The sequence below is a fragment of the Acetomicrobium sp. genome (genome assembly GCF_059026225.1).
Map to the genome: position 1 here is coordinate 457334 of NZ_JBWQOQ010000002.1, position 25616 is coordinate 482949.

Annotated in this window: 22 protein-coding genes; 17 read left to right on the forward strand and 5 right to left on the reverse strand. The window is 43.6% G+C overall.

The window, feature by feature from the left end:
• The first annotated feature begins 6 nt into the window (after positions 1–6).
• From AC5SXE_RS03345 to AC5SXE_RS03365, 5 genes are all read left to right on the forward strand, one after another.
• Positions 7–213: a hypothetical protein gene (locus AC5SXE_RS03345; protein ID WP_493916599.1), complete on the forward strand. Its 207-nt coding sequence runs from the start codon at positions 7–9 to the stop codon at positions 211–213.
• Between the two features lie 257 nt (positions 214–470).
• Entirely contained in the window at positions 471–1085 is a 615-nt protein-coding gene (locus tag AC5SXE_RS03350; RefSeq protein ID WP_493916600.1) for an ATP-binding protein, read from the forward strand.
• 336 nt (positions 1086–1421) lie between these two features.
• Positions 1422–1658, forward strand: a complete 237-nt coding sequence (locus tag AC5SXE_RS03355) for a transposase (protein WP_493916601.1) — start codon at positions 1422–1424, stop codon at positions 1656–1658.
• A 52-nt stretch (positions 1659–1710) separates the two neighbouring features.
• Entirely contained in the window at positions 1711–1863 is a 153-nt protein-coding gene (locus tag AC5SXE_RS03360; protein WP_493916602.1) for a hypothetical protein, read from the forward strand.
• A 42-nt stretch (positions 1864–1905) separates the two neighbouring features.
• The gene (locus AC5SXE_RS03365; protein WP_493916603.1) at positions 1906–2307 is read left to right on the forward strand and encodes a DUF4268 domain-containing protein; all 402 of its coding nucleotides are present in this window, start codon (positions 1906–1908) and stop codon (positions 2305–2307) included.
• A 118-nt stretch (positions 2308–2425) separates the two neighbouring features.
• On the opposite strand, the gene AC5SXE_RS03370 is transcribed toward AC5SXE_RS03365, so the two are convergent.
• From AC5SXE_RS03370 to AC5SXE_RS03385, 4 genes are all read right to left on the reverse strand, one after another.
• On the reverse strand, positions 2426–2686 hold the full coding sequence (locus AC5SXE_RS03370; protein ID WP_332635408.1) for a hypothetical protein: 261 nt from the start codon (positions 2684–2686) through the stop codon (positions 2426–2428).
• A gap of 19 nt (positions 2687–2705) precedes the next feature.
• On the reverse strand, positions 2706–4052 hold the full coding sequence (locus AC5SXE_RS03375) for a TRAP transporter large permease subunit (RefSeq protein ID WP_493916604.1): 1347 nt from the start codon (positions 4050–4052) through the stop codon (positions 2706–2708).
• Positions 4053–4365: 313 nt separating this feature from the next.
• The gene (locus AC5SXE_RS03380; RefSeq protein WP_493916605.1) at positions 4366–4707 is read right to left on the reverse strand and encodes a DUF4387 domain-containing protein; all 342 of its coding nucleotides are present in this window, start codon (positions 4705–4707) and stop codon (positions 4366–4368) included.
• Positions 4707–6098 (reverse strand): acyclic terpene utilization AtuA family protein, encoded by a 1392-nt coding sequence (locus AC5SXE_RS03385; RefSeq protein ID WP_323721309.1) that lies wholly within the window; start codon positions 6096–6098, stop codon positions 4707–4709. Before AC5SXE_RS03385 ends, AC5SXE_RS03380 begins: the two co-directional genes overlap by 1 nt.
• Positions 6099–7372: 1274 nt before the next feature.
• Between AC5SXE_RS03385 and brxF the strand changes: the two genes are divergently transcribed.
• The 12 genes from brxF (at position 7373) to AC5SXE_RS03445 (ending at position 24571) form a co-directional block, all read left to right on the forward strand.
• Positions 7373–7840 (forward strand): BREX-3 system P-loop-containing protein BrxF, encoded by a 468-nt coding sequence (gene brxF / locus AC5SXE_RS03390; RefSeq protein ID WP_493916606.1) that lies wholly within the window; start codon positions 7373–7375, stop codon positions 7838–7840.
• A gap of 42 nt (positions 7841–7882) precedes the next feature.
• The gene (locus tag AC5SXE_RS03395) at positions 7883–8800 is read left to right on the forward strand and encodes a DUF6079 family protein (RefSeq protein WP_493916607.1); all 918 of its coding nucleotides are present in this window, start codon (positions 7883–7885) and stop codon (positions 8798–8800) included.
• Entirely contained in the window at positions 8736–11681 is a 2946-nt protein-coding gene (locus AC5SXE_RS03400) for a DUF6079 domain-containing protein (protein ID WP_493916608.1), read from the forward strand. The genes AC5SXE_RS03395 and AC5SXE_RS03400 overlap by 65 nt, the downstream gene beginning before the upstream one ends.
• A gap of 48 nt (positions 11682–11729) precedes the next feature.
• The gene (locus AC5SXE_RS03405) at positions 11730–14840 is read left to right on the forward strand and encodes a DNA methyltransferase (protein WP_493916609.1); all 3111 of its coding nucleotides are present in this window, start codon (positions 11730–11732) and stop codon (positions 14838–14840) included.
• A 5-nt stretch (positions 14841–14845) separates the two neighbouring features.
• Positions 14846–15760 (forward strand): DUF4231 domain-containing protein, encoded by a 915-nt coding sequence (locus AC5SXE_RS03410; RefSeq protein WP_493916610.1) that lies wholly within the window; start codon positions 14846–14848, stop codon positions 15758–15760.
• Between the two features lie 12 nt (positions 15761–15772).
• A complete protein-coding gene (locus AC5SXE_RS03415; RefSeq protein ID WP_493916611.1) occupies positions 15773–16732 on the forward strand; it encodes a hypothetical protein in 960 nt (319 codons plus the stop codon).
• 28 nt (positions 16733–16760) lie between these two features.
• Entirely contained in the window at positions 16761–17492 is a 732-nt protein-coding gene (locus AC5SXE_RS03420; protein ID WP_493916612.1) for an 8-oxoguanine DNA glycosylase, read from the forward strand.
• Entirely contained in the window at positions 17483–18085 is a 603-nt protein-coding gene (locus AC5SXE_RS03425) for a 7-cyano-7-deazaguanine synthase (RefSeq protein ID WP_493916613.1), read from the forward strand. The genes AC5SXE_RS03420 and AC5SXE_RS03425 overlap by 10 nt, the downstream gene beginning before the upstream one ends.
• Before the next feature lie 2 nt (positions 18086–18087).
• Positions 18088–18603, forward strand: a complete 516-nt coding sequence (locus tag AC5SXE_RS03430; protein ID WP_493916614.1) for a TIR domain-containing protein — start codon at positions 18088–18090, stop codon at positions 18601–18603.
• A 353-nt stretch (positions 18604–18956) separates the two neighbouring features.
• Positions 18957–21770, forward strand: coding sequence for a DEAD/DEAH box helicase (locus AC5SXE_RS03435; protein WP_493916615.1), 2814 nt, complete (start codon positions 18957–18959; stop codon positions 21768–21770).
• Positions 21763–23757, forward strand: a complete 1995-nt coding sequence (gene pglZ, locus AC5SXE_RS03440) for a BREX-3 system phosphatase PglZ (RefSeq protein ID WP_493916616.1) — start codon at positions 21763–21765, stop codon at positions 23755–23757. The genes AC5SXE_RS03435 and pglZ overlap by 8 nt, the downstream gene beginning before the upstream one ends.
• Before the next feature lie 31 nt (positions 23758–23788).
• On the forward strand, positions 23789–24571 hold the full coding sequence (locus AC5SXE_RS03445; RefSeq protein WP_493916617.1) for a hypothetical protein: 783 nt from the start codon (positions 23789–23791) through the stop codon (positions 24569–24571).
• A gap of 57 nt (positions 24572–24628) precedes the next feature.
• Here AC5SXE_RS03445 and AC5SXE_RS03450 read toward each other — a convergent pair whose 3' ends face one another.
• The gene (locus tag AC5SXE_RS03450; protein WP_493916618.1) at positions 24629–25378 is read right to left on the reverse strand and encodes a FadR/GntR family transcriptional regulator; all 750 of its coding nucleotides are present in this window, start codon (positions 25376–25378) and stop codon (positions 24629–24631) included.
• Between the last annotated feature and the right edge of the window lie 238 nt (positions 25379–25616).

Genomic DNA, 25616 nt, shown 5'->3' on the forward strand with positions numbered 1-25616 from the left:
GAAAAAATGAGCCGTCCGCTCCACGTTCTCACCCTCGAATACATTTACGAAAGCTTGAAATACCAGACATCGAGGCGAAGGAACAAGTCTGAAGCTCAAGAGGTTTTCACGTCTGAAGATCCATGTGAAAAACAACAGGCGGCCGACTTGAAAGAGTGGGGCGCCAGGCGACAGGAAGCCATGATTGAAAAATACGGAGGTGAGTTGACATGACAAAACAAGTTCTTTCGTACGTGAGGTGATTTTTCAAAAATCCATCTATAAACGGCGTCAGATTTATACAGTTCCATGGGAGATTTCATTCAAGCTGAAGAGCAGCAGCGATTTTGCGCCAAGTGTCCGGGAATCGCATTGTGCAAATACAGAGGGCTCCGATGGTCGATTTCAGTGAAAAAAATCTTTAGACGGCAGATTATTGTGGCCGAGGTGGGAAATCGTGTGAATCGCGAGAGTAAAAACGGCAACGAGAAATGGAACAGCTTATTCGGGCTAGCAAGATCCAAGAAGCCATGAAACACTGCACTTTTGACACCTTCATAATGGTTGGAGACCCCCATTATCAGGAAGGCGAAGAGGCCTGCAATGGTGTGTATAGAAGACGGCACCTCCTTGATTTTGGGTGGCGGAACGGGTATGGGGAATTATGTAAAGCTTTATATAATGACAAGACGCACCTCGCTACGGCCATAGGGGTTGAGACTTGCAGGAAGGACCTAAACGTAAAATTCTACCGCACAGCCGCGTTGGTAAATAGGCTACGGGAAGCCAGGAAGGAAGGTGAGATATCAAGGATTTTAAAGGCGCTTTCCAAGTTGGACCTTTTGATCTGCGACGAATGGGGATACGTACCGCTGGATCGCGAAGGAGTACAGCTATTGTTTCAGGTCATTTACGACTGCTACGAACGAAGAAGCGTGATAATAACTACGAACCTTGAGTTCAGCCGTTGGGGCAACATATTCTGCGACGAACAGATGACGGTAGCGATAATAGACAGGCTGATACACCATAGCTACCTATTGATCTTCGACGGACAAAGCTATCGCATGAGGCAGTCGCTCATGAACATGAAGCAGTTGGAGTAAGTTTCAGACAAAATTCCCCACCGGTGCCTGGGGAAAAACCTTTGCAAAACTGGGGAATATGGGATCGTTAAAAACACACATGATAATGTAATAGTGGGTCATTGAACCATAAATGAAACTGCTTTAAGAAATTTTGCAAGGGAGAGTCTCGTTAAGATCTTGAAGGCAGAATTTTGTGAACCATTGCAGGTTTAAAATCAGGATGGAAGCTAGTTCCGAAATCTTTAAGTATATTGAGGTCTTTGCAATCCCACTAGGCTGTTTTTGATGCTTAGCTACAAAAGCCAGAGTAATTTGAGAAAACATATGAAAATCAAGTAAAAGCGATTTAAGGTGATGTTAAATAAAGCTTTGGGATTCCTAAGACTTCAGATACATAAAGTCCAAAAGGTGTCAAATACACTTAAAAGATGGCGTGAGCCAATCTTAAATTACTTCGACAATAAGACCACCAACGCCTATACCGAAGGTAAAGATGTTAAAGAGCGTCTATACTTTGGCCTCAGAAACGTAGAAGCTTACGTCAGGATGATGATAGGGTTCTTGCTACCGGAAGTCTTCCACGTTATTTGAAATAGAACATATTCGCGTCATTAAATGGCTTAATGAAGTTACGCCGGCGGATATGAATTGGTATATATTAAAGATTGAGGCAGTTAAAATAGGAGATTCTCCTGTAGCGCCTCTTTTTAGCATAATCGCTGGGCCCAGCGAGGAAGTGAGGGCAACCGATGATGTTAAGAAAGATTTGGCCGAACGGCACCTAAAAAGACTTTAATTCTGGAAGGGACTTCTGTCAGTGCTCAATGAATAAACAGACTTGTTTAGAAACATTAGCCCTTCAACGGATAACTGGTTATCAGCGGGTACAGGAGTAAGCGGGATCCATTATCAGATCATTATTAAAAAGGACAGCGCAGCCATACAACTTCTCATTTCTAAAGATAAATCTGGAGAACTTAACAAAAAGATTTTTGACTTTCTTTATGATAAAAAAGAAGAGATTGAAAGGGCATTTGGAGGTGATATCATCTGGAGAAGATTGGATAACCACATATCCAGTAGAATTCATCATGACATATATGAGTGTAAGTTAGGCGATGAATCTACTTGGGATCAAGGGTACAGAATAATAGCTGACAGACTGGTCGAATGGGATAAGGCTTTTAGTCCGTACTCCAATCAAATACGCAAATTAAAAAAAGTTCCCGAAACTCCTTAGGCATCCTTTTGTTTGCTGATATTATTTTTTTAATAGGTGGCCTCCGAAGAGAAGGCCACCTATTTTTACAGGAAGTATAAGACGCAACACCCCTGTTTTTGGGGAATCATGGCAGGGACTATTGGTTTTTTTCGCTTTGATAAGTCAAGGCGTGTGTATTTGTAAGATAAATTAGTATCAACCCAATAACAACCCCGATGCTCGAGACCCGGATCAGCAGATCGCTTATCTTCTTTGAAGCGAAAGTCATTATGGCAGCTCCTTGCTCTGCACCAGCAAAAAGACCAACGATATGCATCACAAAAATTGCAAAACCGCCGAAAAGGCTAATGGCCATACAAATAGCAAATATGTTAATCAGGGCTTTTTTAAAGCTCATTTTGCAACCTCCTTATAGCCTATAAACCTAATACTGGTAACAACTCTAGCATGAGCATTAAAGTCAACAGCAGGTGTGTCCCTGCCCATACTATGGACATATTTATTGCTTTCCCAATATCTGCCTGCGCGATACCTACAGCAGTATAAAGGGCAACAGCAACGGGGGGAACCATGCCGGATAAAGCCCCGGTTAATGCTGGCAAAACAGCAGCAATTAATACAGGGTTTACGCCAACTTCAGCAAAAATGGCCAAAAAACTGCCACCGAATATTGCTAACGAACCTGAGCCTGGCAAAATCATACCAATAACGGCAAAGAATAGAACTGTGACAATAATTAGGGCTAATTTTGGGAGCTGGAGTGATGTAACCACTTCAGCCAGGGCTTTATCCATGCCTATGTCGCCAAAGACGTAGGCAATAGAATATGAAAAATACACGGTTGCTGCGACAGGAACAATCTTTGGAACACTGCCTTTTAAAATATCAAATGTTTTCTTAACGCTAGTCTTACTAATTAGCATACAATATACTGCAGCCACACCAGGTACGAATATTAATAGCGTATTTGAGAAAGCCTTGGCTCCGGCACTAGTTACTAAGTTAGTCAATGTAGTTTTCATGGTAGCGTCTATCACAAAAGGAGCGAGAATGATAATTGGGAGCAAAGCAGCTGCCCAACCAGTCCTTAAAGATTCGCTCAAAGGCTTAACATCTTCTTCGGACATTGGCTGCACCTTATAATATTTGCAGTAAAGCCAAGTTGTTATGACTCGCTGTAAAATATACCAAAGACCTACCCCCCAAACTATCATCCAGAATCTAGACATGGGGATCTTCTGCGACGCTGGGAGGAATTCATTAAGAATTCCATATGCTAACAAAATAGTGCCCGAGGGCGGGATCATGGGCCCTAAACAACTAGCGCTTGTTTCGATATTGGCCGCTAGTTCTGCCGGAAAACCAGTTTCTTTCATAGCAGGAATAGTAAATACACCAGTTGCTGCTACGTTTCCGGGGCCTGAGCCTGATAAAGCGGACATGAAAGATGAGATAGCAATTGCTAAATATCCGGCACCTCCTGGTAATCGACCGACTAACGAAAGAACAATATCGATTACCTGTTGAATGACTCCAGTTTCATCTAGAACATGGGCTAAAAGCAAGAAGGCAACTACGGCGAAAAATAGCGAACTGGTAGAAGGCTTAATTAGGTTTTTCCAGAATACGTCATATCGTCCGGTGCATATAATCGTGACAATATACCCCAAAACCATGATTTCATAAATTGGCCTCTTGATTACTATAAAACTAACGAGGATAAACGCCATTAAAATAATCAGAGAAATAAAACTACTCGGCATATTGAAACCCACTCCTTCCAAGTTCTTTTTAAATACACCTCATTGCCACTGCTTTAAGGTCGCTATAAAACACAATCAGCGATCTTAACGCTAGTTGTGTAGCTGTTTTGGGCCAAGAAACTATCACTAAAAGAAGAAAGCCAGATCCTGAGCCACGTAAAAAAGAAACTTATTTGCGTATTTCATGAAACAACTAATGAGAGGTGAGTAAGGGCTTTGATTTAAGATAAATTGGTACTTATTGACGGATCTGGCCATTGGATACGGATAGACTTCAGAGCTTAATCTTAATGCCGTATTTAAGTTTTACGCTTTATACTTGAAGCTGGGTGAATATTCTGTGAAGAGGAACATCGATTTCTAAGACAGGCGCATGTTGTTGCATACCCAAAACGTCTGTGTCGTAAGGACTACCCGATGAGTGAGGTCGCCGGACATTGAATTTAATAGCCTTACCCGCATCGAAGTAAATAATGTCAGAGACATCATTTAAGTCGCGATTGTTATATATCTTTGCAATTACCTCCTTGTTTATGACGTTTAACTTTTTAACTGCATTATAAATTGCTAAACTATCGAAAATTATATCGACAGTAAACCAGTAAGGTCCCGCATTTTTGGATCGTATTACCGGAGCAAGTTCATTCATTTTCATTATTTTCCTACCTCCACTATTTTTACATCAAATAAGGATTGGTCTTTATCAATGGGCAGCAGATGATGTACGTTTAGCTGGTATGCTTCTCCCGCATCTAGAATGCTCGGTGAAAAAGTATAGCCTACGTTGCCAGAAACGGTTGTTCTTCCGGGGTAGTTGCACCATACCATGCCGTATTTACCGAAATAACTAATTTCATGAGCTAGCTCCTGTGTTTTTCCAATTATTTCCATTATGACTCCCAACTCATGAGGAGACTGGGGTTCCTTGGTTTCCAATTCACCCATTACAGCATTGCGTCCATAAACGCGGAAGATTACATAATAGTCTTTTCCTTCTACCAACCCCTTAGGGGAAAACTCATCAATGATTCGTTGCTTGGTAAAATTGATAACCCAATCAATGTTACGAATAAAGTTGGGATCTCTTGCACCGGTAATGAACAAGCAACGATGTCCAACCTTTTCAGCACCTTCTAATTTAACTTTGTACGAATGAGGATCATCTCTCCAGCGTGACCCCGAGACTTTTACACTTCTTTCGGTGTGCTGAGTAATTTCCACATTGGACATATCGAGAATTCCACCGGGTTCAGCTTGAATGTGGGGATCGGTTCGTTCGTAAAGTTCATGTCCAGTAACTGATCTAACTGTGCAAATCCAATCTGGGGTTGCAGGCTCTACAATGAAATGATCTTCGTAGAGGGTTGCAACCATAGGAGTTCGCATAATTTTGGAGCCTGGAAGCTGTATAGCGCATGCTGAACCACACTCCACAATTTTGCCAAGGTGCAATGCCAGCCCTTTGTCAAAACCTTTACGTACAGCATCCGCTGCAAAACAGGCGTTATCACAAGCTCGACCAGCCAAGACAATATCGGGGTTCATATCTAGCGCTTTGATTAGTGCTTCTGTTCCTACTTGGGCTACAATTTCTGTTGCATTATCGATGGCTTCTTCAGTGAGGATGGCGTCGTGTTGGCAACCTTCAATTCTTTCCTTGCGAACTCTTTGTTTTAGATATTCCTTATCTAGAGTTGTATCTACAATAGCGACTTTGAATGTTTTGCCCATTTCTTTGGCAACTTCATCCATGATATCGAGATGCCACTTGATATGTTTGTGCCCCCCTGACCCTCCTGCGCTTCCCATAACCATGGTTGTTTTATTTGTCAGGAGACCTTCCATCATGATGCGGCAGTCTTCTTTCATTTTGTATCTTGGAACATGTGGCAGTCCTGCTCCTAAATAGTATGGTCCCGGATCAAGAGAACCGGCATCAACAGCAACTGCATCGGGATCAAACGTGAGAGCTTTTTTGTATGCCCCTTCATGGATGCCTACTAGGCCCATGCAAGACGTTGGAGAAATAACAACATGTTTTTTCAATTACGACACTCCTCTACATTGTGAAATTTATAAAAAAATGACATCCTGCCTTTTTGCTATGTCTTTAGTACCACCACCTTCACTTAAATTTAAAATGCTGCTAATGGCCATTTGATAATCCCAATGTTTGGTCATAGAAGTTCCCCACCCGTATCAAGTAGCCCTGGATGGAGGAACTAGGAAACGAATTCTCATGCAATGGCTCCCCTCCCTTCAGAGTGATAACATGAACGTGATGTAGCAGACGATCAAGAACGGCGGCAATAGTGACTACCTCCCTTTTTTAAGGTGCATGAAGCAAAAAAAAGACGAGAAAAGTGCATTTGAAAGTCCCAGAACGGTAATAGGTGATCATAAACTAACGTTGAATCAATGTACTTTAACAATATAGAGCACTGGCATGAGTGATGTGATAGATTTTCTATAATGCTTTTCGATAGTTTCAATAGTAAGCGTGCATTATCGCGGTGCAGTTGAAATACAATATAATTAATATTTTATACAATAGTTCACGGATCATGACAACTCGATAGATATAATAAATGTTTTATCTCAATATTTCAAACATGCTTTTAAGCAAGTTACGTATGATATCATCTGAGAAATTCAGGATGATGATGCCCTTTTCTTACTTACCTTGAACGAAAAGGGTTGATGTCATCTATTTTCTGGCATGACGAAAGCTTGAAAAAGTTTTATAACAACTTGCCAATCAGGTGCTGGAACAACAGCGAACTAAAACAGATCAATTCAGAAGCCTATAAACGCACGGAAGAAAGGAAGGGTATGTGCAACCGATACAAGGAATGGCAGCTAACTACTAAAGTTGGGACTATGAGACTAAATGTGTCTCAAATACCGGTACGCTACAGGAAGAAGCTTCGGATAATAAACGGGCAGAAAAGAGACGTGAGCGGACGGCCTTTTTGTTTCCCCTCAGAAGGGTGTCATCTTAAATTTTCCAGATAATATCAATGCGTGTGATATAAAGAAAAAATTAGGGAGAAAATATTGACAATGAATTTGTATAGTTTAATCGTATATCATGTCATTATTCTCTCTCGTTAATTTCTTACGATAGCTTGACAGCAACTGAAACAACCGGTAAATTGTAGATGGCTACTTAAGAACGAAGATAATCAAAATCATCCATGCGGTAAGAGTTAACTTTATGGCGATTAAAGACAATGGCTTTGTGCCACCGTTTAATGTTTATTTGGTAAGCCAAAATGTAACTTTTTAAAAAATATAACAGGCATGGAGATAAACATGTGATGTCAGGACCTCTGATAGATCAAGTAATTCAAAGGATTAAGGAAGCCTCAAAGTCTTATTACCGCCTAGTCTTGATTGTGGGCCTAGCGGGAAGTGGAAAGACGAATGTAATTAAGGAAGTATCCACGTTAGCAAGTGTGCCACTCATTAACCTGAACCTCGAATTGTCCCGCCAAATGCTTGACCTTACCGAACGAAAACGGATCCTGCAGTTGCCGCGTATTGTTAGTGAAATAGTAGATAAAACCCAGGGGGAACTGGTCTTGTTCGACAATATAGAACTTCTCTTTGACGTTAATTTGAAGCATGACCCTCTGTGTTTACTTCAGGGGTTATCGCGAAACAAGACGATTGCGTCTACCTGGAACGGATTGATCACGGATGGTCATTTGACCTATGCCGTTTCAGGTCATCCAGAATATCGTCGTTATGCTGTCAGGGATTTTTTGACAGTTAGTGTGGAATAACGGGTTTTTAAAACAAAAGCAAATTTTTAGGGGGCAATTGAAATGAAATATGGAGACTTAATTCAATTTGAGCCCATTGAAACTGTGGTTCAGCTAAGGGATGCCGATGAAGTTACGAGAGCGAGGCAACTGGTAAGTACTTACGTCATATCGGATGAGATGGCCGAAAGGCTAACGAACCTTGTGTTTCCCCAACTACAATTCGATAGCCCTTCGGATAACAAGGCTTTGTTAATTGTAGGCAATTACGGCACTGGCAAATCTCATCTGATGTCGGTAATATCCAGCATTGCAGAGCATGAAGCCCTTCTTTCTGTTTTAAACAACGAAAAAGTTGCGACATCGGCGCAAACCATAGCCGGTAAATTCAAAGTGGTTCGCAGAGAGATTGGATCAACTACAATGTCTCTGCGGGATATCGTCACGTTTTATTTAGAGGAAGCTCTAAATGATATGGGTGTTATATATACCTTCCCAGGTGCTAGTCAAATACCAAGCAACAAACCGGCTTTTGAGGAAATGATGGCTTCCTTTCAAGCAGTGTTTCCAGACCATGGTCTCCTTTTAGTCGTAGATGAACTTTTAGAGTATCTCCGTACTCGTAAGGATCAAGAGCTTATTTTAGACCTCAACTTTCTTCGTGAAGTTGGCGAAGTATGTAAGTACCTGCGTTTTCGCTTTATAGCGGGTGTGCAGGAAGCGATTTTCGATAGCCCCCGTTTTATCCACATGGCCGATCAACTTCGCCGAGTAAAGGATCGCTTCGAACAAATCCTCATCGTTCGCAAGGATGTTAAGTTCGTAGTAGCTGAACGCCTTCTTAAAAAAACTGGAGAGCAGCAGGTCAAAATACGCGAATATCTCATGCCTTTTGCTAAGTTTTACGGCCACATGAATGAGCGAATGGATGAGTTCGTCCGCCTCTTTCCCCGTCCATCCCGATTATATCGACGTCTTTGAACAGATCAGGGTGGTTGAGAAGCGTGAAATTCTCAAGACCCTCTCCTATGCTATGAAAGAACTGCTTAACGAGGAAGTGCCGACGGACCGACCAGGGGTTATAGCCCATGATAGTTACTGGGTTACGCTTAAAAGCAATCCGGCTTTTCGTACGATCCCCGAAGTCAAGGAGGTTATGGACGTCAGCCAAACATTGGAGGCCAGAATAGAGCAGGCCTTCACGCGTCCACTGTACAAGCCCTTAGCTATCAGAATAATCCACGCCCTTTCCGTTCATCGTCTGACTACTGGTGATATTTATGCACCTTTGGGTGCTACGGCCAAGGAGCTACGTGATACGCTTTGCCTCTATCAACCAGATATTGAAGAGCTTGGCGGAGAGCCGGCAGACGACTTATTGACGCTGATAGAAACAGTACTCAGGGAAATTCAAAAGACTGTTAGCGGTCAATTCATTTCCCATAATCAGGATAACGACCAATGGTATTTAGATCTTAAAAAGACGGAGGATTACGATGCACTCATTGAAAGACGAGCCGAGAGTTTAGACGACAGTGCTTTGGATCGGGCTTATTACGAAGCTCTCCAGATTTTAATGGAGAAAAAGGATCACCCCACCTATGTAACAGGATACCGAATTTGGGAACACGAGGTTCTATGGCCTGAGCGAAACGTCATGAGGCAGGGATACCTTTTCTTCGGCGCGCCCAATGAGCGCTCTACGGCTGTGCCGCCCCGCGATTTTTACATTTACTTCATCCAGCCCTTCGATCCGCCACACTTTAAAGATGAAAAGAAGGCAGATGAAGTGTTCTTTCGCCTTTCTAACAAAATGGAAGACTTCAGGCCCTTGCTTGCAAAATATGCAGCAGCGCTGGATCAAGCCTCTAAGTCAAGTGGTAGTGCCAAGAATGCCTATGAGTCCAAAGCGACCGGTTTTTTGGGAGATATCGTTGACTGGTTGCGGGAAAATATGATTAATGCCTTTGAGGTGACTTGGCGGGGCCGAAATAGAAGTTTTGGTGAGTCATTACGCCATGCCTCCAGTCTCTTGAGCGGATTGGGAGCAGGTGCTCGCCAAGTCGCACATTATCTGCAGACGCCTGATACCTCCAGCTTTGGCTTTCGCGACCTAGTTAATGCCGTTGCTGGCGCTATGTTGTCTGCGCATTTTCAGGATCAAGCCCCAGAGTATCCAAGCTTTAGTGTATTGATCACAAGTCAAAACCGGGAACAAGCAGCACAGGACGCCCTGCGCGCAATTGCCGGACAAAATCGCACCAAACAAGCAACTGCTGTACTCGATGCCTTGGAGTTGCTAGACGGCGATAGGCTTGACCCCTCTCGTTCTAAATATGCAAAGCACATCCTAAATATCCTTAAAAAGAAGGAACATGGCCATGTCGTTAACCGCTCAGAGTTGATTCAGGGTGTAAGCGATGTAGAGTATTTTGCTATAGATAAGGGCTATCGCTTAGAACCTGAATGGGTTGTAGTGCTTTTGGCCGCTTTGGTTTACTCCGGAGATATTGTCCTTTCGATCCCCGGCAGGAAATTCGATGCCACCGCATTACCCGAGTTGGCCGCTGAACCAATAAGCGAACTGGTCAATTTTAAACACATAGAAAGACCAAAGGAGTGGAACTTACCGGCCCTTAGAGCCTTATTTGAATTGTTAGATCTGACGCCGGGCATGGTCCAGCTCATCGCTCAAGGCAAGGATGATCCAATTGTCGAGATGCAAAAAAAGGTAAATGAATATTTGGAGCGAATTGTTTTGGCCCAACAAACATTACGTCAAGGTGTTGTCTTTTGGGGTGAATATATTTTGGACGAATCGACGCAGCAGGCATACTGCTCAGCGCTTGAGCGAATGAAAAGTTTTTTGGAAAGCTTACAAACTTTTAATACTTCTGGTAAGCTCAAAAACTTTCATTACGAAGTTCAAGAAATTAAACGCTACGAGGATGATTTAAAATGTCTTTTGCAGGTCGAATTTTTACAGGGATTACTAAACCAACTGAAAGATATTATCTCGTATCTGTCTAATGCCGAAACTCTTATGCCAAAGGACCACGAATGGACAAAGAAGGCAAGAGAAATTCGAGCCCAAACAATAACTTCGATTAAGGGTAAATGGATGGATGCAGTAGGCGATAGGCTGAACTGTGGGAGTGGTGATTTACTGCCAAAGCTACGGCGAGATTTGACCGACCTTAAAGAATCCTACATCAATGCTTATCTAGATATGCACACCAAGGCCAGATTGGGCGTGAACGAGGACAGAAGAAAAAAAGAGCTGATGAATAATGACGAGCGGTTAAAAGCACTACGCGACTTAGCCACCATAGATCTCATGCCCCTTTCTCAACTGAGGGAGCTTGAAGAACGATTGGCCGACTTGAAAAGCTGTTTTAAACTTACCGAACAAGACCTCGCTACAAAGCCGGAATGTCCTTATTGTTCCTTCCGGCCGGCGGTAGAGACGCCCCTCAGATCTGCAGCGATTGAGCTTGAATCCCTAGATGAGAGACTAGATAATTTGTTTAACGAATGGACTGTTACGTTACTAACTAACCTAGAAGACCCAACAGTTCAGAATAACCTCGATTTGCTGAAACCGGAGGATCGAAAACAAATTGAGAAATTTATGGAAGAACAGCAATTGCCTGATGTATTGGGCAAGGATTTTATCCGCGTCATACAGGAGGTGTTATCAGGCCTCGTCAAGGTCGAAGTTAAGATCGAAGATTTGCACAAGGCCCTCCTTGCAGGCGGTTCGCCCGTGACGTTGGATGAAATGAAGAAACGTTTTGAAGCCTATTTGGCAGAGCTCGCCAGGGGCAAAGAACCCAACAAGGTTAGGATAGTATTAGAGTAAAGTCTATAAGTTTATATGTGACTTTTCATGGAAGGTGGCATGATTTAAGTGAGCGAAAAAACAAGACAACATCGTCAACAGATCTTGTTTGATTTAGAATCTATGCCCTCTGGCAAGTTAGACTTAGGTGCCTCTGTAAGTTGCCTGGGGATTACATTTGAAAATGACGAAAAGCGGCGGGAGTACTTCCTTGATCTGCTTCGCAAAGGACTGGAAGAATTAAATGCCAAGCTTAAAGGCGTTCCTTTTACTACGCTAGATGACACCATATCTCGTTTGAAGTCGCTCGAACATTGGCCCGTTGGCGACGATGAGGGCATTGGTAAACTTGCCCTTTGCATGACCGAAGCAGCACGAATTGCTCGCCGCGGAAACGTCGATACAGACCTTTTAACGCTTTATAAAGACGAGGTTGGCTTCCCTCACGGCAAGACCGAGGATATCTTGCACCTTTCCGACCCGCCTTATTACACAGCCTGTCCTAATCCATTTATCGAAGATTTCATTAAATATTATGGCAAAGCATATAATCCGGAAAGCAACAATTACCACCGTGAGCCCTTCGCAGCCGATGTTAGCGAGGGGAAAAATGACCCTATCTATAATGCTCACTCCTATCACACAAAGGTGCCACACAAAGCAATCATGCGGTATATACTGCACTACACTGAACCCGGTGATATTGTCTTTGATGGTTTTTGCGGCACGGGAATGACCGGCGTGGCGGCCCAACTTTGCGGTGACCGCAACACAGTGGAATCTCTTGGTTATATGGTGGACGATCAGGGCGTAGTGTACCAACAGGAAACAGAGGATAACGGAAAAAGCGCGTGGAAACCTTTTTCTAAACTTGGCCCTAGATACGCAGTGTTAAACGATCTGTCGCCAGCTGCTACATTCATAGCTTATAACTATAACACTCCGGTAGACGTCAAAGCCTTTGAGCGTGAAGCCAAACGTATTCTACGTGAGGTTGAAGAAGAATGCGGCTGGATGTACGCTACATTGCCTCGGGGGGAGACTGACAAAGCAGAAATTTGGGCCGATGAGCTTAAAATGTGTAAAAGTGCCGATGAGGCCAATAAATTGATTCGAGGAATTCCAAACCTAGGACAGATCAAGTATACGGTCTGGTCGGATGTATTTGTGTGTCCCGAATGTATGAATGAAATCATTTTTTGGGAATCTGCAGTGGACAAAAAAGCCGGCAAAGTCCATAAAGAATTCCTTTGCCCGCATTGTGGTGCGTTGCTCACCAAACGCAACATGGATCGTGCCTGGGTGGCCAAATATGATAGCGCCATTGGCAAGACCATCCGCCTGGCAAAGCAAGTTCCGGTGCTCATAAATTATAGTGTGGGCAAAAAGCGCTACGAGAAAGCGCCCGATGCCTTTGATATAGCGCTTATTGACAAGATCGAACAGCTCGATATTCCATATTGGTTCCCTACAGATCGAATGCCCGAGGGCGAAGAGTCTCGTCGTAATGATGATATTGGCCTCACCCACGTGCATCATTTCTATACTAAGCGAAATTTGTGGGTGCTGGGAGCATCACGGATAAGGGCTATTTCTCCGCAAATGCTACTAATGTTTAACAGTCAGCTAATAAACATTTCCAAGCTTAACAGATATCGGCCAAAAGTATCATTTCCTTATAATCCACTTAGCGGAACACTTTATATTGGATCCCAAGTCTCAGAATCAAACATTTTTATTGCATATTCGAACCGAATAAGACGGCTTGTTACTGCTTTTAATGAAATTGCCGGTCGCTCAACTATTTTTACTCAATCTGCAGAGTACTTTGAGGCTGATGCTCCATCTATCGACTATATCTTTACCGACCCTCCTTTTGGCGGAAATTTGATGTATTCAGAACTTAATTTCTTGTGGGAAGCATGGCTCAGAGTTTTCACCAACAACAAACCAGAGGCCATCGAAAATAAGGTTCAAGGCAAAGGACTACCGGAATACCAGCGACTTATGACGGAGTGCTTCAAAGAATATTATCGGGTGCTTAAGCCCGGTCGTTGGATGACGGTGGAATTTCATAACTCTAAAAACAGCGTATGGAACGCCATCATGGAAGCTTTGCAAACAGCTGGTTTTGTGATCGCCGATATTCGCACCCTTGATAAAAAACAGGGTTCTTTTAAACAAGTTACATCGGCCTCCGCCGTTAAACAAGATCTTATCATTTCATGCTACAAGCCTAACGAAGGTTTGGAAGAACGTTTCAAAATTGAGGCTGGCAGCGAAGAAGGTGTCTGGGACTTCGTCCGCATGCATTTAAAAAACCTTCCGGTGTTCATCTCCAAGGACGGCAAGGCAGAGGCCATTGCCGAGCGTCAAAACTATTTACTCTTCGACAGAATGGTTGCTTTTCATGTCCAGCGTGGAGTTACTGTACCACTTTCTGCAGCCGAGTTTTACGAAGGCCTTGCCCAACGATTTCCGGAACGTGATGGCATGTATTTCTTGCCTGATCAGGTAGTAGAATACGACAAAAAACGTATGAAAATCAAAGAGGTTATGCAGCTTGAACTTGCCGTTACCGATGAATCCTCTGCAATTCAATGGCTTAAGATAAATCTCAACAGAAAGCCGCAAACTTTCCAGGAACTACATCCGCAGTTCATAAAGGAGATTGGCGGCTGGCAAAAACACGAAAAACCGCTTGAACTTTTGGAAATTTTGGAACAGAACTTTCTTCGCTATGACGGGAAAGGGCCAATTCCTGCGCAAATAGTTTCTTGGATGAAACAAAGCGCTGATTTGCGCAAAATCATACAAGAAGAGCTAGCAAGAGGTAGCTTGAGGGAAGAAAATGGCCAATTATACACTGAAAACCAAGAGCTTATAAAACGTGCAAAGGATCGTTGGTATGTCCCCGATTTAAATAAAGCGAGCGATTTAGAGAGGCTTCGTGAGCGTGCCTTATTGCGCGAATTTGAGGAATACAGAGATTCCAAACAGAAACGGCTAAGGGTATTTAGACTCGAAGCTGTTCGTGCCGGCTTCAAGAAGGCTTGGCAAGAACGCGATTACGCAACCATCATCGCCATAGCGCGTAAGATCCCGGAGAAAGTTCTCTTAGAAGACCCGAAGTTATTGATGTGGTATGATCAGGCGCTTACAAGGCTGGGATTAGAGTGATTAATATGAAGAATGAAGATTATCCAGGACTATTTTTGGCGGCTGATCGTGCTTCGTTGTCAGCACAACGAATATACATCCGCCTTCAAGTGGCGTATTTAAGTTCTCTTATTTTGGGTAGTGTTGTTGGGGGAGTCACATCGTTGGTGAGTGATAAACAGAGCTCGTATCTGTACTTAGCAATTGCCCTTATTTATGTGTTTGGACTCCTGATCCTTTTGTTGGCTCGGGCACGACGAGATGATCAAACATGGTTTGACTGCCGCGCCATAGCCGAGTCAGTTAAAACAGCAACGTGGCGCTTTATGATGAATGTGCCTCCGTTCCAATGCATTAGCACAGCTGATGAACAGTTCATCAAAGTGCTACAGGAAATAAGGAAGGCAAGGCCTAACTCCGAAAAAGCTATTGCTAGTTATATTAATGCTGATGCACCACTAATTACTGACTTTATGTGGCAGGTAAGATCGTCGCCTTTTACCAAACGAAAAAAAATTTATATCTTGTCCAGATTATGTGAACAGAAATCGTGGTATTCGAGGAAGGCAAATATGAACGCTCGTAGTGGAGCAAAATGGTTTTGGATAATCGGTAGTCTGCAGGCTATTGCTGTCGCGATTGCAATGACCCAAACAACAATTGGATCATTGAAATTCAACCTCGTTCCCATACTAACTACATGTGTTGCTGTCATAATTGCCTGGAGTCACATGAAACGGCATGACGAGTTAGCTAAAGCTTACTCGCTTGCGGCACAGGAACTCGGTGAACTGGAGGTAATCGCTAAAGGTTTGTCACATGAAAGTGAATTTGGTCAACTTGTAGAGCAGGTGGAAGAAGCAATTTCGCGTGAACATACCTTGTGGTGTGCACGTCGAGATGTGCCGCTCGAGGTCCATGTAGGCGGAAACATTATGTAGAGGGGTGCGATTATGGGAGCAAGGAGTTTTAACCTATGTGTTGGGGGAATTACATTGCCTCTTCCTTGCTATGTTCCTTCTGTGTCAAGTGTTAAAACAAATTTGATGCCCGTTGATTATGTTGAATTGCTAAGTGCATCCTTATATCCTGTGTTTCTTGTGTCTGCTTTCGATATTGCCAATTCCTGTGCTGAACATAGGGAGCGTATATATAGAGCGCTTAAAAAGAGCAAGGAAGGATTCAAAGTAATATTCATGGATAGTGGAAAATATGAAGCATTCTGGAAGGGAGATGTCACCTGGACGGTAGATAGATTCCATGCCGAATGTCAAATCTGCAAGCACGATCTTTGTTTTTGCTATGATAATCAGGAGCCACCTGAAATAGCTGAAGAAATCGCTCAGAACGTAGTGACAGGAATACTTCAAGATCAGGAGTATACTGGAGGAACAATTGTTCCGATTGTCCATGGTCCGACTGAGCTTCTACCGTTTGCTGTAAAAACGGTAGCGAGACATGTATGTCCAGTTCTCATAGCTGTCCCAGAACGCGCTTTGGGAGAGGGTATTTTGGCACGCACTCGGTCGGTGCGTAACATACGTAGGGAACTTGACACGCTTGGTGTATATTATCCTCTTCATCTACTTGGTACTGGCAATCCAATTGCAATAATTGCCTATGCTGTGGCAGGCGCTGACAGTTTCGATGGTTTAGAATGGTGCCAAACTGTGGTGGATCACAGAACAAGATTGCTATTTCACTTTCAGCAATGGGATTTTTTTAAGCAGCAAACGAAGTGGGGCTATAATCAAATTTTGCCATATACCTATTCGGTATTGATGCATAATCTGGAGTTCTACAGCCAATTTATGCAAGGTCTTAGGATAGCCTTAATGGACGATACACCTCGAGGAATACTCGATAGGTACCTTCCAAAGGAGCATGCAAAAATGATTTTGGATATTATTTAGATAGAAGAGAAAAAAGAGGAGGTTAATCATGTTTTCATTCTGGCCACCAATTTCGAAAATCGAGACTGCCATACGTACAGTGTATAATGTCCTTGAACAAAGAGACCGCCACATACCTCCGTGGACGGACATGAGTGAGGATTATCTCTGGCGTGAGCTTGTTGCCTGTATCCTAAGTAGTCGTGTTCGATTTGATGTTGCCTATGCAGCCATTAAGCGAATGGATAGAGCAAACCTATTCTCACCGGCTTGTCGGTCCTCGGCAAATGATAAATATGAGCAAGATATTTTCCGTGTTCTGTCAGAAGTTACACAACAGCACGAGATCTCTTGTTTACAACGAGGTTACCCCTTCCCTAAACTCCGGGCAAATCAAATAAGAATGGCTGCTCAAATGCTTTATTCTAAATATGGCTCAATCCTAGATCTGCTGAGCAATGCTCGAGATCCTCATGTAGCACGATGTCGTCTGGTAAATGAGATACATGGTTTAGGTCCCAAGCAGGCGAGCTTATTCCTTCGTAACATTGGATATGCTGAAAATATAGCTGTATTGGACACCCATCTCTTGACATATATGAACTGGATGGGACTTGTTTGTACTTCAATAAAATCGGTTCGAACCATGCAGAAGTATGAGACACTCGAAAATTTGTTTATAGAACATTCTTATGCTAAGGGGTTCCGGGTGGATCTTTTTGACATAGCAGTGTGGGTTGTGGTTCGAACGGTAAAGGAGGAGTGCCGGAAATGGCGCTAGTTACGCTTGTTTCAGGTGGTCTTGATTCAATGCTCATGAGCATTTTGGCACATGAAGAAGGAGTAATACTGTATCCACTCTTTGTGGATTACTGTCAACTCAGCTCAGCAAAAGAGTGGTTAGTTTGTCAAGTGTTGCATGAGAGATATGGTTTGCCAAAGGTAACTCGAATGGATATGTCAGGGTTTGGCAAGATTGTACCCAGCGGAATTACCGATACTTCAATGAGGATCAATGAGGATGCATTTCTACCGGGGCGCAATCTGCTACTTTTGCTATCTGGTGCTGCATATGCATACAAGGTCCAGGCTGATGGAGTAGCCATAGGTTTGCTCAATCCCAAGGATTGTCTATTTCCAGATCAGACTAGTGAGTTCTTGAGTCAGTGCGAGATCATTATTAAGGCAGCTATGGGCAGAGCCATTTCTATAGTTGCGCCTTTGCTTGAATTTTCCAAGAAAGATGTCTTAAAGATGGCAAGTGCACGTGGATTGAGAGATACATATTCCTGTCACGCTGGGGCGGATGCTCCCTGCGGAAAGTGTGTGGCATGTGTAGAAATTAATAACGCAATGGAAAGAGGAGGGGATTGAATATGGGCGGAGGTGGAGGCGGAAGCTCAGGATTGACTCCTAGCGAACTTCGCAAACTCGAACAGCTGGCCAAGGAATCCTTGAGGACTGGCGCAGGAACTGGCAAGTGTAATGTATTCATTAGCTTTGCTTCAGAGGATTTGAAAGAAGTCAACTTGCTGCGTGGGCAGGCCCAGAATGAAAACTTGGATATCGAATTTAATGATTGGTCGCTTAAAGAACCATTTGATAGCAAAGATGCAGAATACATTAGACGGGGGATCCGTGAACGTATACGTCAGTGTTCTGTAACGATTGTATATCTATCTGATAATACACCGGATAGTAAATGGGTCGAATGGGAAATCCGGGAGAGTATTGCGTTGGGTAAAGGTGTTATTGCAATGTATAAAGGTGAGAAACCTCCCTCCCGTGTGCCTAAAGCCCTTACAGAATACGAAGTGCCAATAGTCCCTTGGAATCATGAGGAATTATCGAAGGCTATTCAGAAAGAGAGATTTGAAAAAAGTAATGAATGAGAGAAAAAAGTGGTCCGCAAAACATTGATAAGATTATTAATTGTATTTGGACATATTAGTAGAGTTGCGAGAACTTGAAGGGCTGCCAGATTATCGAGATTGAGACTTTCTGGACGAGATTGCCTGCTGTGTCTAACGGTTAGCCAAAGATACTATTAAGTTCTTTCACGGGTATTTGATCAGCACAAGAGGCAAATGTTAGTGTCGTGGATGGTATTACCAGTATCTATAGTGTGGTGGGTTAGATCCCGGAGAAAGTTCTCTTAGAAGACCCGAAGTTATTGATGTGGTATGATCAGGCGCTTACGCGCTCTCAAGGATAGCGATCAACGAAAGTAATGTCGGAGAAGCAAATGAATGTGGAAATTGGAAGAAAAAATCAAGATGATTGGCGCTACAGCCTCGACCACAACGATCTTTGCCGTGTAATTGAAACCCAGACACTTTGGGGCGAGACTATTTGCCGTGTCTGGATGCCTAATAAAAACGCTGTTGTTCGTATATCGGCCTCGCGACTTAAACCTTTATGTGAGATTACAATTGACAATAAGCACGAGATAGCCTATCTTGCTTCCGCAGCGAGGGTTGCCGATGCTTTAACTCAAGATGTCCTGCTTGCGCCAATAGAATCGTCAGTTATACCGTTGCCTCATCAAGTTAAAGCTCTGTCTAGGGCTGTTTCCTCGAATCGGGTTCGCTATCTTTTGGCGGACGAAGTTGGACTTGGCAAGACCATTGAAGCAGGGCTCATAATGCGGGAGTTAAAGCTCCGTGGCTTGATTAAGCGCACTTTGGTTGTTGTCCCTAAAGGATTGGTGGCTCAATGGATAGCAGAGTTGAGCTTTCATTTCAAAGAAGAGTTTCGCTTAATCATACCAAGCGATTTTTCTGCTTATCGGCGGATAGCCAGCGAAGAAAACCTCTGGCAAATTCATCCCCAAATAATCTGCTCCATGGATTCTGTGAAACCTTTAGATAACCGACGTGGATGGTCGATGGAACAGGTTGCAGAGTATAATAGGGAGCGCTTTGAGAATTTGGTCTCTGCCAGATGGGACTTAATCATAGTAGACGAGGCTCATCGCTTAAGTGGCAGCACGGATCAGGTGGCCCGTTATAAGCTTGGCTTGGGGCTTTCGGAAGCTGCTCCTTATTTGCTTTTGCTCTCCGCCACGCCGCATCAAGGCAAGACAGATGCTTTCCATAGGCTACTTTCACTCATAGATGCCCAAGCCTTTCCCGATGTCGGTAGCGTTTCAAAAGAGCGGGTGCAGCCATATGTAATCCGAACGGAGAAGCGTAAAGCCATAGATTCGCAGGGTCAGCCGCTATTTAAGCCGCGGTACACGCAGTTAACACCAGTTTCTTGGGGGTATCGCCATAGGCAGCAAAAATTACTTTATGAAGAAGTAACTGAATATGTACGCGAAGGCTATAACAAAGCGAAGCTTGAAAAGCGCAATTATATTGGATTTCTAATGATTTTAATGCAACGATTGGTAGTATCGAGTACGCGTGCCATTCGCACATCGCTTGAGAGACGTCTCGAAGTGCTCGAAGAACCGCTAGAACAGCTATCGCTATTCCCGGCAATTACCGAGGAAGAATGGGCCGATTTGGATGGTCAGGAGCAAATAGATATAGCCCTCAAACTCCAGTATGAAGCTTTAAAAGATGAAAAAACCGAGGTAAAGCGTCTTTTGGATATAGCTAAAGATTGTGAAAGCCAAAGTTTCGATGCCAAGGCTGAAGCGCTGGTTAGCTGGATTTACCGACTTCAGGCCGATGAGGGTGATCCGGACCTTAAAGTCCTGGTTTTTACGGAGTTCGTGCCAACTCAGGAGATGCTTTATGAGTTTTTAACGGAGCGGGGCATCTCAGTTACCTGTCTCAATGGTGCTATGGATATGGACGAGCGCGTTCGAGCGCAAAAGGCATTTGCCGGTGATGTACGTGTTCTCATTTCGACAGATGCTGGTGGCGAAGGGCTTAATCTCCAATTCTGTCATGTGGTCATAAATTACGATATTCCCTGGAACCCAATGCGCCTGGAACAGCGTATCGGTAGGGTAGATCGCATTGGTCAGTCACATACAGTCAGAGCTATTAATTTTGTGTTTCAGGATTCAGTTGAAGGGCGCGTTCGCGAGGTGTTAGAAGAGAAGCTGGATCTCATCTTTAGAGAATTTGGCATAGACAAGACCGCCGATGTTCTTGATTCTGCCCAAGCAGGTCAGATCTTCGACGATCTTTATGTTGAAGCGATACTAAATCCTGAAAATGTAGAAGCTAAGGTCGACGAGGTAATAAAAAGCATCCGAGAAGAGGCGATCGAGTCCAGGCAGAGCGCTTCTTTGCTTGGTTCTGCAGGAGATTTAGACCCTCGGGAAGCGCAACGGTTGTTAGCTCATCCTTTTCCGTATTGGGTGGAGCGTATGACTATAAACTATATTTTGGCTAATGGTGGCAAGGCTGAGAAAAAAGATGACGCATGGGATCTAACTTGGCCAGACGAAGAGATAATGACTGATGTTGTCTTTAGCAAGGAAGAAGCAGGAAAAAATCCGTTAAGCCACTATGTTACGTTTGAAGATTCGAAAGTGCGACGTCTGGCGATGCATCTTCTGCCCTTTGTGCCGGGACAGCCAATACCGGTAATCGCGCTTCATGAGCTGGCATCAGAGATCGTTGGTTTTTGGTCTCTATGGCGAATTTCAATCTCAACCGCCGATTGGAACCGTTATCGAATGATGCCCTTGTTTTTAACTGACAGTGACCAAATATTTATGCCAACTGGCAAGTACATTTGGGATCAATTATTGACCGCATATCCCCTGATCCTCCGGCACTTGGATATCGAAACCTCGTATCGGGCCTTTGAGCGGCTTTGGAAAGCAGGAGAACAGCAGGGCAAGATTGTCTATGACGAGCTGATCCAGGCTCATAAAGAACATCTTATCCGGGAGCGGGGAAAGGGCGAATATGCATTTGCTGCGCGACGCAGGACCATAATGCGCATTGGTCTGAAGCAGGTGCGTAGCCATCGACTAAAACTTTTGGATCAGGAAGAAAGATACTTCTATGAAGAGCTTGACCGTAAAGCTAAAGCCTTGCCGGAAATGGTTCCAGTGCTAATAGCTCGCGTAGAGGAGGGAACCAATGGCTAGTTGGCGTGATAAAATTCTTAGAGAGTTTCTGCCTCAAATTGCGCGCCTCACGTTAGTTGCAGATCCAGATGGTTTATTGCTTGAAGAGGGCATTTTCGAAGAAATGCGCGCAAGAGGCTTTGAATTGATACCATTCGATGACAATGTTGCCTTTAGATATATCTATGAATCTAAGTTTCGTTCTCGTTGGGATAATGGCGAAGAGGCCGATTCAATGGCAGTTCTAAGGCTGGCTTCAAGTGAATTAGATTTATTGCCATATGACTTGCTTCAAGCTGGGCGTAAAGTCTCAGTCTCCTTAAGTGATCTTTTTCCGAATTTAAGTTATCCAGTTATTGCGACACTTGATTTCATTTACCTTGATACTTTATTCCAAGATCAAGAAAAGTTTTCGCCTGGACGATTGGGAGATAACGCTACTAAAGGCTTCATACTTCGCTCCGTATTTGAAATAATCCCGGAGTTTATTAAAGAGCCTAAGGATCTGCTTTTGGTATTGCTTCGACGACATTATCGCGGTATGAGAATTCCATCGATCATCGATGAATATTTTATACAGTTGCTTCAACAGAATGAGATGTTCAAAGAGTGGCCCTTAGATTCCATAGTTCCAGATAGACAGGCATTTTTTGCATTTTTACAAGAACGATGGCCTGTGTTTTTAAATTCCTTAACACAAAAGGGCGATATAGCATGTGAAGGGTCCTCAAGTTATGGGTTAAGATTTTCAGGACCGGCACTTTTGCCATTCGATCATGGGGAAATTCGCATTTATATTGATGACCTATTTCTTGAAGGATTGCTTCATCCGGTTCCTTGCGAAGAAACGCAAATACCTAAAGAACACTGGATAGCCTTTGGCATAACAACTGACACTGAAGAAGGTTACTATCGTCGTATTGACGGATTGATCGACTCTATTGAAGAAACCTTAAGCGAAGATATCCGCTACGAGATGTGGCTTCGCTTTGCCTACAAATGGGCTGAACTTTTGGCCTTGGAATCTACAACTGACTTTGATTTACCTAGCGCATATGAAGAGCGCATGGTTGCATTAAAATCAAAGATCGATGAAATGTTTCAAGATTGGATTTTGAAACGTTACGCGAGTCTTATAAATCTTTCGCCGGTATCGCCCGCGATGTTGCATCACATCCCTAGGTTCCTTGCGCGGAATCTAAGGGATAAAAATAGCACGAAGATCGCCTTTTTGTTAGTTGATGGCCTAGCTTTGGATCAATGGATAACCTTACGCGAGGTCTTGAATGAGTTTGACTCAAGATTGCAGTTTAAAGAGTCCGCCGTTTTTGCGTGGATACCCACTGTAACACCAGTTTCTCGACAAGCGGCATTTGCGGGGAAACCTCCCATGTTCTTTTCGGCAAGTATTCGAACAACTGATAAAGAACAACGTCTTTGGACTCAATTTTGGATAGAGCAGGGGCTTAACGTCAATGAAATAGCTTATAAAAGAGGGCTAGGTAATGAAATATCTATTGAGCTTTGCGAGTTTTTAAGTCAAGATCAATTACGAGTTGTTGGTTTGATCATAGACAAAGTTGATCGGATAATACATGGTATGCAATTAGGTGCTGCTGGCATGCATAATCAGATTCGACAATGGGCTAAGCAGGGATTTATGCGAGACCTTTTAAGCATTTTAATGGACGGTGATTTTAGGGTATATATTACATCGGATCATGGGAATATCGAAGCTAAAGGAATTGGTAGTCCCAGCGAAGGGGCAACCGTAGAATTACGAGGAGAGCGTGTTCGTATATATTCTGACCCCGGTTTAAGATCCAGGTGCAAAGTATCATTTCCAGATTCTGTTGAATGGCCTCCTATTGGCCTTCCAGAGGATTATTATGCTTTAATTGCACCAAGTAGGGCTGCCTTTATTCGTAAAGGCGATGTCATCGTAAGTCATGGCGGTATTAGCGTCGAGGAAGTTATAGTCCCATTTATCGAGGTCGAACGGGTATAAAGTTACCAGATCCTTTCTTGGGGGTGAGATTGTGCCACATAACGGCCAACGAACGTCAGAAAAAAGATTTTCGCAAATTGGCTTTAGTAGGCTGATACGCCTTGAATGGTTGGAAAGAACAGCCAACTTAGTCCTTGCTGGAAACGATGAGTCATCCATTTACGATGTTCTTCAGAGGTTGCTTGATAATGAGCTCTCTGGAGGTAGAAACGTTAAGGGAGGCAGTAGGGAAAAAACTATTTATATTTTAATGAAAATTTGGGTTCGTCCTCCAGGCGATCTGGTTAGTCTTAGAGATGATGGCCTGAAAATTTTATCATGCATCCCACGCGAGGAGCATATAGCAGTCCATTGGGGTATGACCATGGCAGTATATCCATTTTGGAGTGCTGTGGCTGTACATATAGGAAGGCAACTGAGGCTTCAAGGCACAACGACAGTCAGTCAAGTGCAACGTCGCGTTCGTGAACAATATGGAGAACGAGGCGTAGTATCTTTGTCTGTACAAAAGATATTTCTTAGCCTTGCTGATTGGGGCGTGCTAAGGAGAACTACAAAAAGGGGGATTTACGCCTCCGGACTTTCGTTAGCCATGGATGATATAGAGATCATCGCTTGGTTGGTCGAGGCTTTTTTACATGCTCAACAAAATGGGCCAAGGAGTTTGGATGCAATAGTTAACTCGCCAAGTTTATTTCCGTTTCGCATAAGCCCGGTGTCAGCAGATCAGCTAACCAAGGCCTTTGGACGGCTCGATGCTTTCTCAGTTGGGCTTGATCAAGATCTTATTACATTGAAGGATTGCTCGCAATGATGTGGTCGATTCGTAATTGAAAGCCATAGGGCCATCCAAATGCTCATAAGACCTCGCTTAAGGAGCGTAAATCTCCAGGTTGGCCCGTTGGGCAGCGTTTCTCAGGTGGGTGAGAGTCGCGGCTCGGGCCTTCTCGGGTTCCCTGGAGAGGATTCCCTCCAATATAGCCTTGTGTTCGGACAAAACTAACCTTGCCCGGGAAGGATCCATCATTGTGTTTAGCCTCAGTTCCCGCGCAAGAGATCGTAGTCTGCCGTGCAGAAAGCAGAGGAAGCTCGATAAGACCGGATTATGGCTTGCCTGAGCAATAGCCTCGTTGTATCGAAGGTGGGCTTCTTCTCCAGAGCTGCCGACTTCGACTGCTTCCACCATCTCGTTGAACGCACTTTTAATTGCGTCAATGTCCTCCTGTGTATGCCTCAAGGCTGCCAATCCAGCAGCCTCGGCTTCGAGTATAGCTCTCATTTCATAAAGATGGTTGACCTCTGCGTGGGATATGCTTTCAAAAACATCTGAAAGACGGAAAGCCCTGCGTTCGCTAGGGTCCTTGACGAATATCCCTCTTCCCTGTTTAGATTCCAAAATACCATCATCCTTAAGGCTCGCCAGGGCCTCGCGGATGACGGTTCTACTGATCCCGTACTGCTCGGCAAGGTCTGTTTCTGTTGGAAGGCGGTCTCCTGGCTGAAATGCGCCTGAGCGAATCTCCTCAAGTAGAAGCCTTGATACTTGTTGAGAGAGGCGTCTCTGTTGCTCCAAAGGCAAAGATATTTTATCTCCTCGGGTTTTGTTTTTCTTTCTTTTCATTTCGTACCGTCCTTTCGTGCTCCAAGGATCTGTTGATATTATACCCCTGGTCTTCGTAATAGTTATAGAAGTTTATTATTTTAAAGAGCATGGTTGATTATTGCTGCCATTATATTTTTCCGGCTAAATTTCCCACGCTAAAGATTATAGAGCAATAAACTACTTGACCTAATAGTATTATAATAGTATTATAATACAAATTTCGAGGCAAGGACTTTTATTTCAATGGCGTTCTGAT

Bases quoted from the DNA above. Each gene is read 5' to 3' on its own strand.
- AC5SXE_RS03370 (WP_332635408.1), bottom strand. From the start codon at position 2,686: ATGAGCTTTAAAAAAGCCCTGATTAACATATTTGCTATTTGTATGGCC.
- brxF (WP_493916606.1), top strand. From the start codon at position 7,373: ATGTCAGGACCTCTGATAGATCAAGTAATTCAAAGGATTAAGGAAGCC.
- AC5SXE_RS03355 (WP_493916601.1), top strand. From the start codon at position 1,422: ATGTTAAATAAAGCTTTGGGATTCCTAAGACTTCAGATACATAAAGTC.
- AC5SXE_RS03415 (WP_493916611.1), top strand. From the start codon at position 15,773: ATGGGAGCAAGGAGTTTTAACCTATGTGTTGGGGGAATTACATTGCCT.
- AC5SXE_RS03450 (WP_493916618.1), bottom strand. From the start codon at position 25,378: ATGAAAAGAAAGAAAAACAAAACCCGAGGAGATAAAATATCTTTGCCT.
- AC5SXE_RS03410 (WP_493916610.1), top strand. From the start codon at position 14,846: ATGAAGAATGAAGATTATCCAGGACTATTTTTGGCGGCTGATCGTGCT.
- AC5SXE_RS03430 (WP_493916614.1), top strand. From the start codon at position 18,088: ATGGGCGGAGGTGGAGGCGGAAGCTCAGGATTGACTCCTAGCGAACTT.
- AC5SXE_RS03345 (WP_493916599.1), top strand. From the start codon at position 7: ATGAGCCGTCCGCTCCACGTTCTCACCCTCGAATACATTTACGAAAGC.
- AC5SXE_RS03435 (WP_493916615.1), top strand. From the start codon at position 18,957: ATGAATGTGGAAATTGGAAGAAAAAATCAAGATGATTGGCGCTACAGC.
- AC5SXE_RS03350 (WP_493916600.1), top strand. From the start codon at position 471: ATGGAACAGCTTATTCGGGCTAGCAAGATCCAAGAAGCCATGAAACAC.
- AC5SXE_RS03395 (WP_493916607.1), top strand. From the start codon at position 7,883: ATGAAATATGGAGACTTAATTCAATTTGAGCCCATTGAAACTGTGGTT.
- AC5SXE_RS03375 (WP_493916604.1), bottom strand. From the start codon at position 4,052: ATGCCGAGTAGTTTTATTTCTCTGATTATTTTAATGGCGTTTATCCTC.
- AC5SXE_RS03420 (WP_493916612.1), top strand. From the start codon at position 16,761: ATGTTTTCATTCTGGCCACCAATTTCGAAAATCGAGACTGCCATACGT.
- AC5SXE_RS03425 (WP_493916613.1), top strand. From the start codon at position 17,483: ATGGCGCTAGTTACGCTTGTTTCAGGTGGTCTTGATTCAATGCTCATG.
- pglZ (WP_493916616.1), top strand. From the start codon at position 21,763: ATGGCTAGTTGGCGTGATAAAATTCTTAGAGAGTTTCTGCCTCAAATT.
- AC5SXE_RS03360 (WP_493916602.1), top strand. From the start codon at position 1,711: ATGAATTGGTATATATTAAAGATTGAGGCAGTTAAAATAGGAGATTCT.
- AC5SXE_RS03380 (WP_493916605.1), bottom strand. From the start codon at position 4,707: ATGAAAATGAATGAACTTGCTCCGGTAATACGATCCAAAAATGCGGGA.
- AC5SXE_RS03400 (WP_493916608.1), top strand. From the start codon at position 8,736: ATGAGCGAATGGATGAGTTCGTCCGCCTCTTTCCCCGTCCATCCCGAT.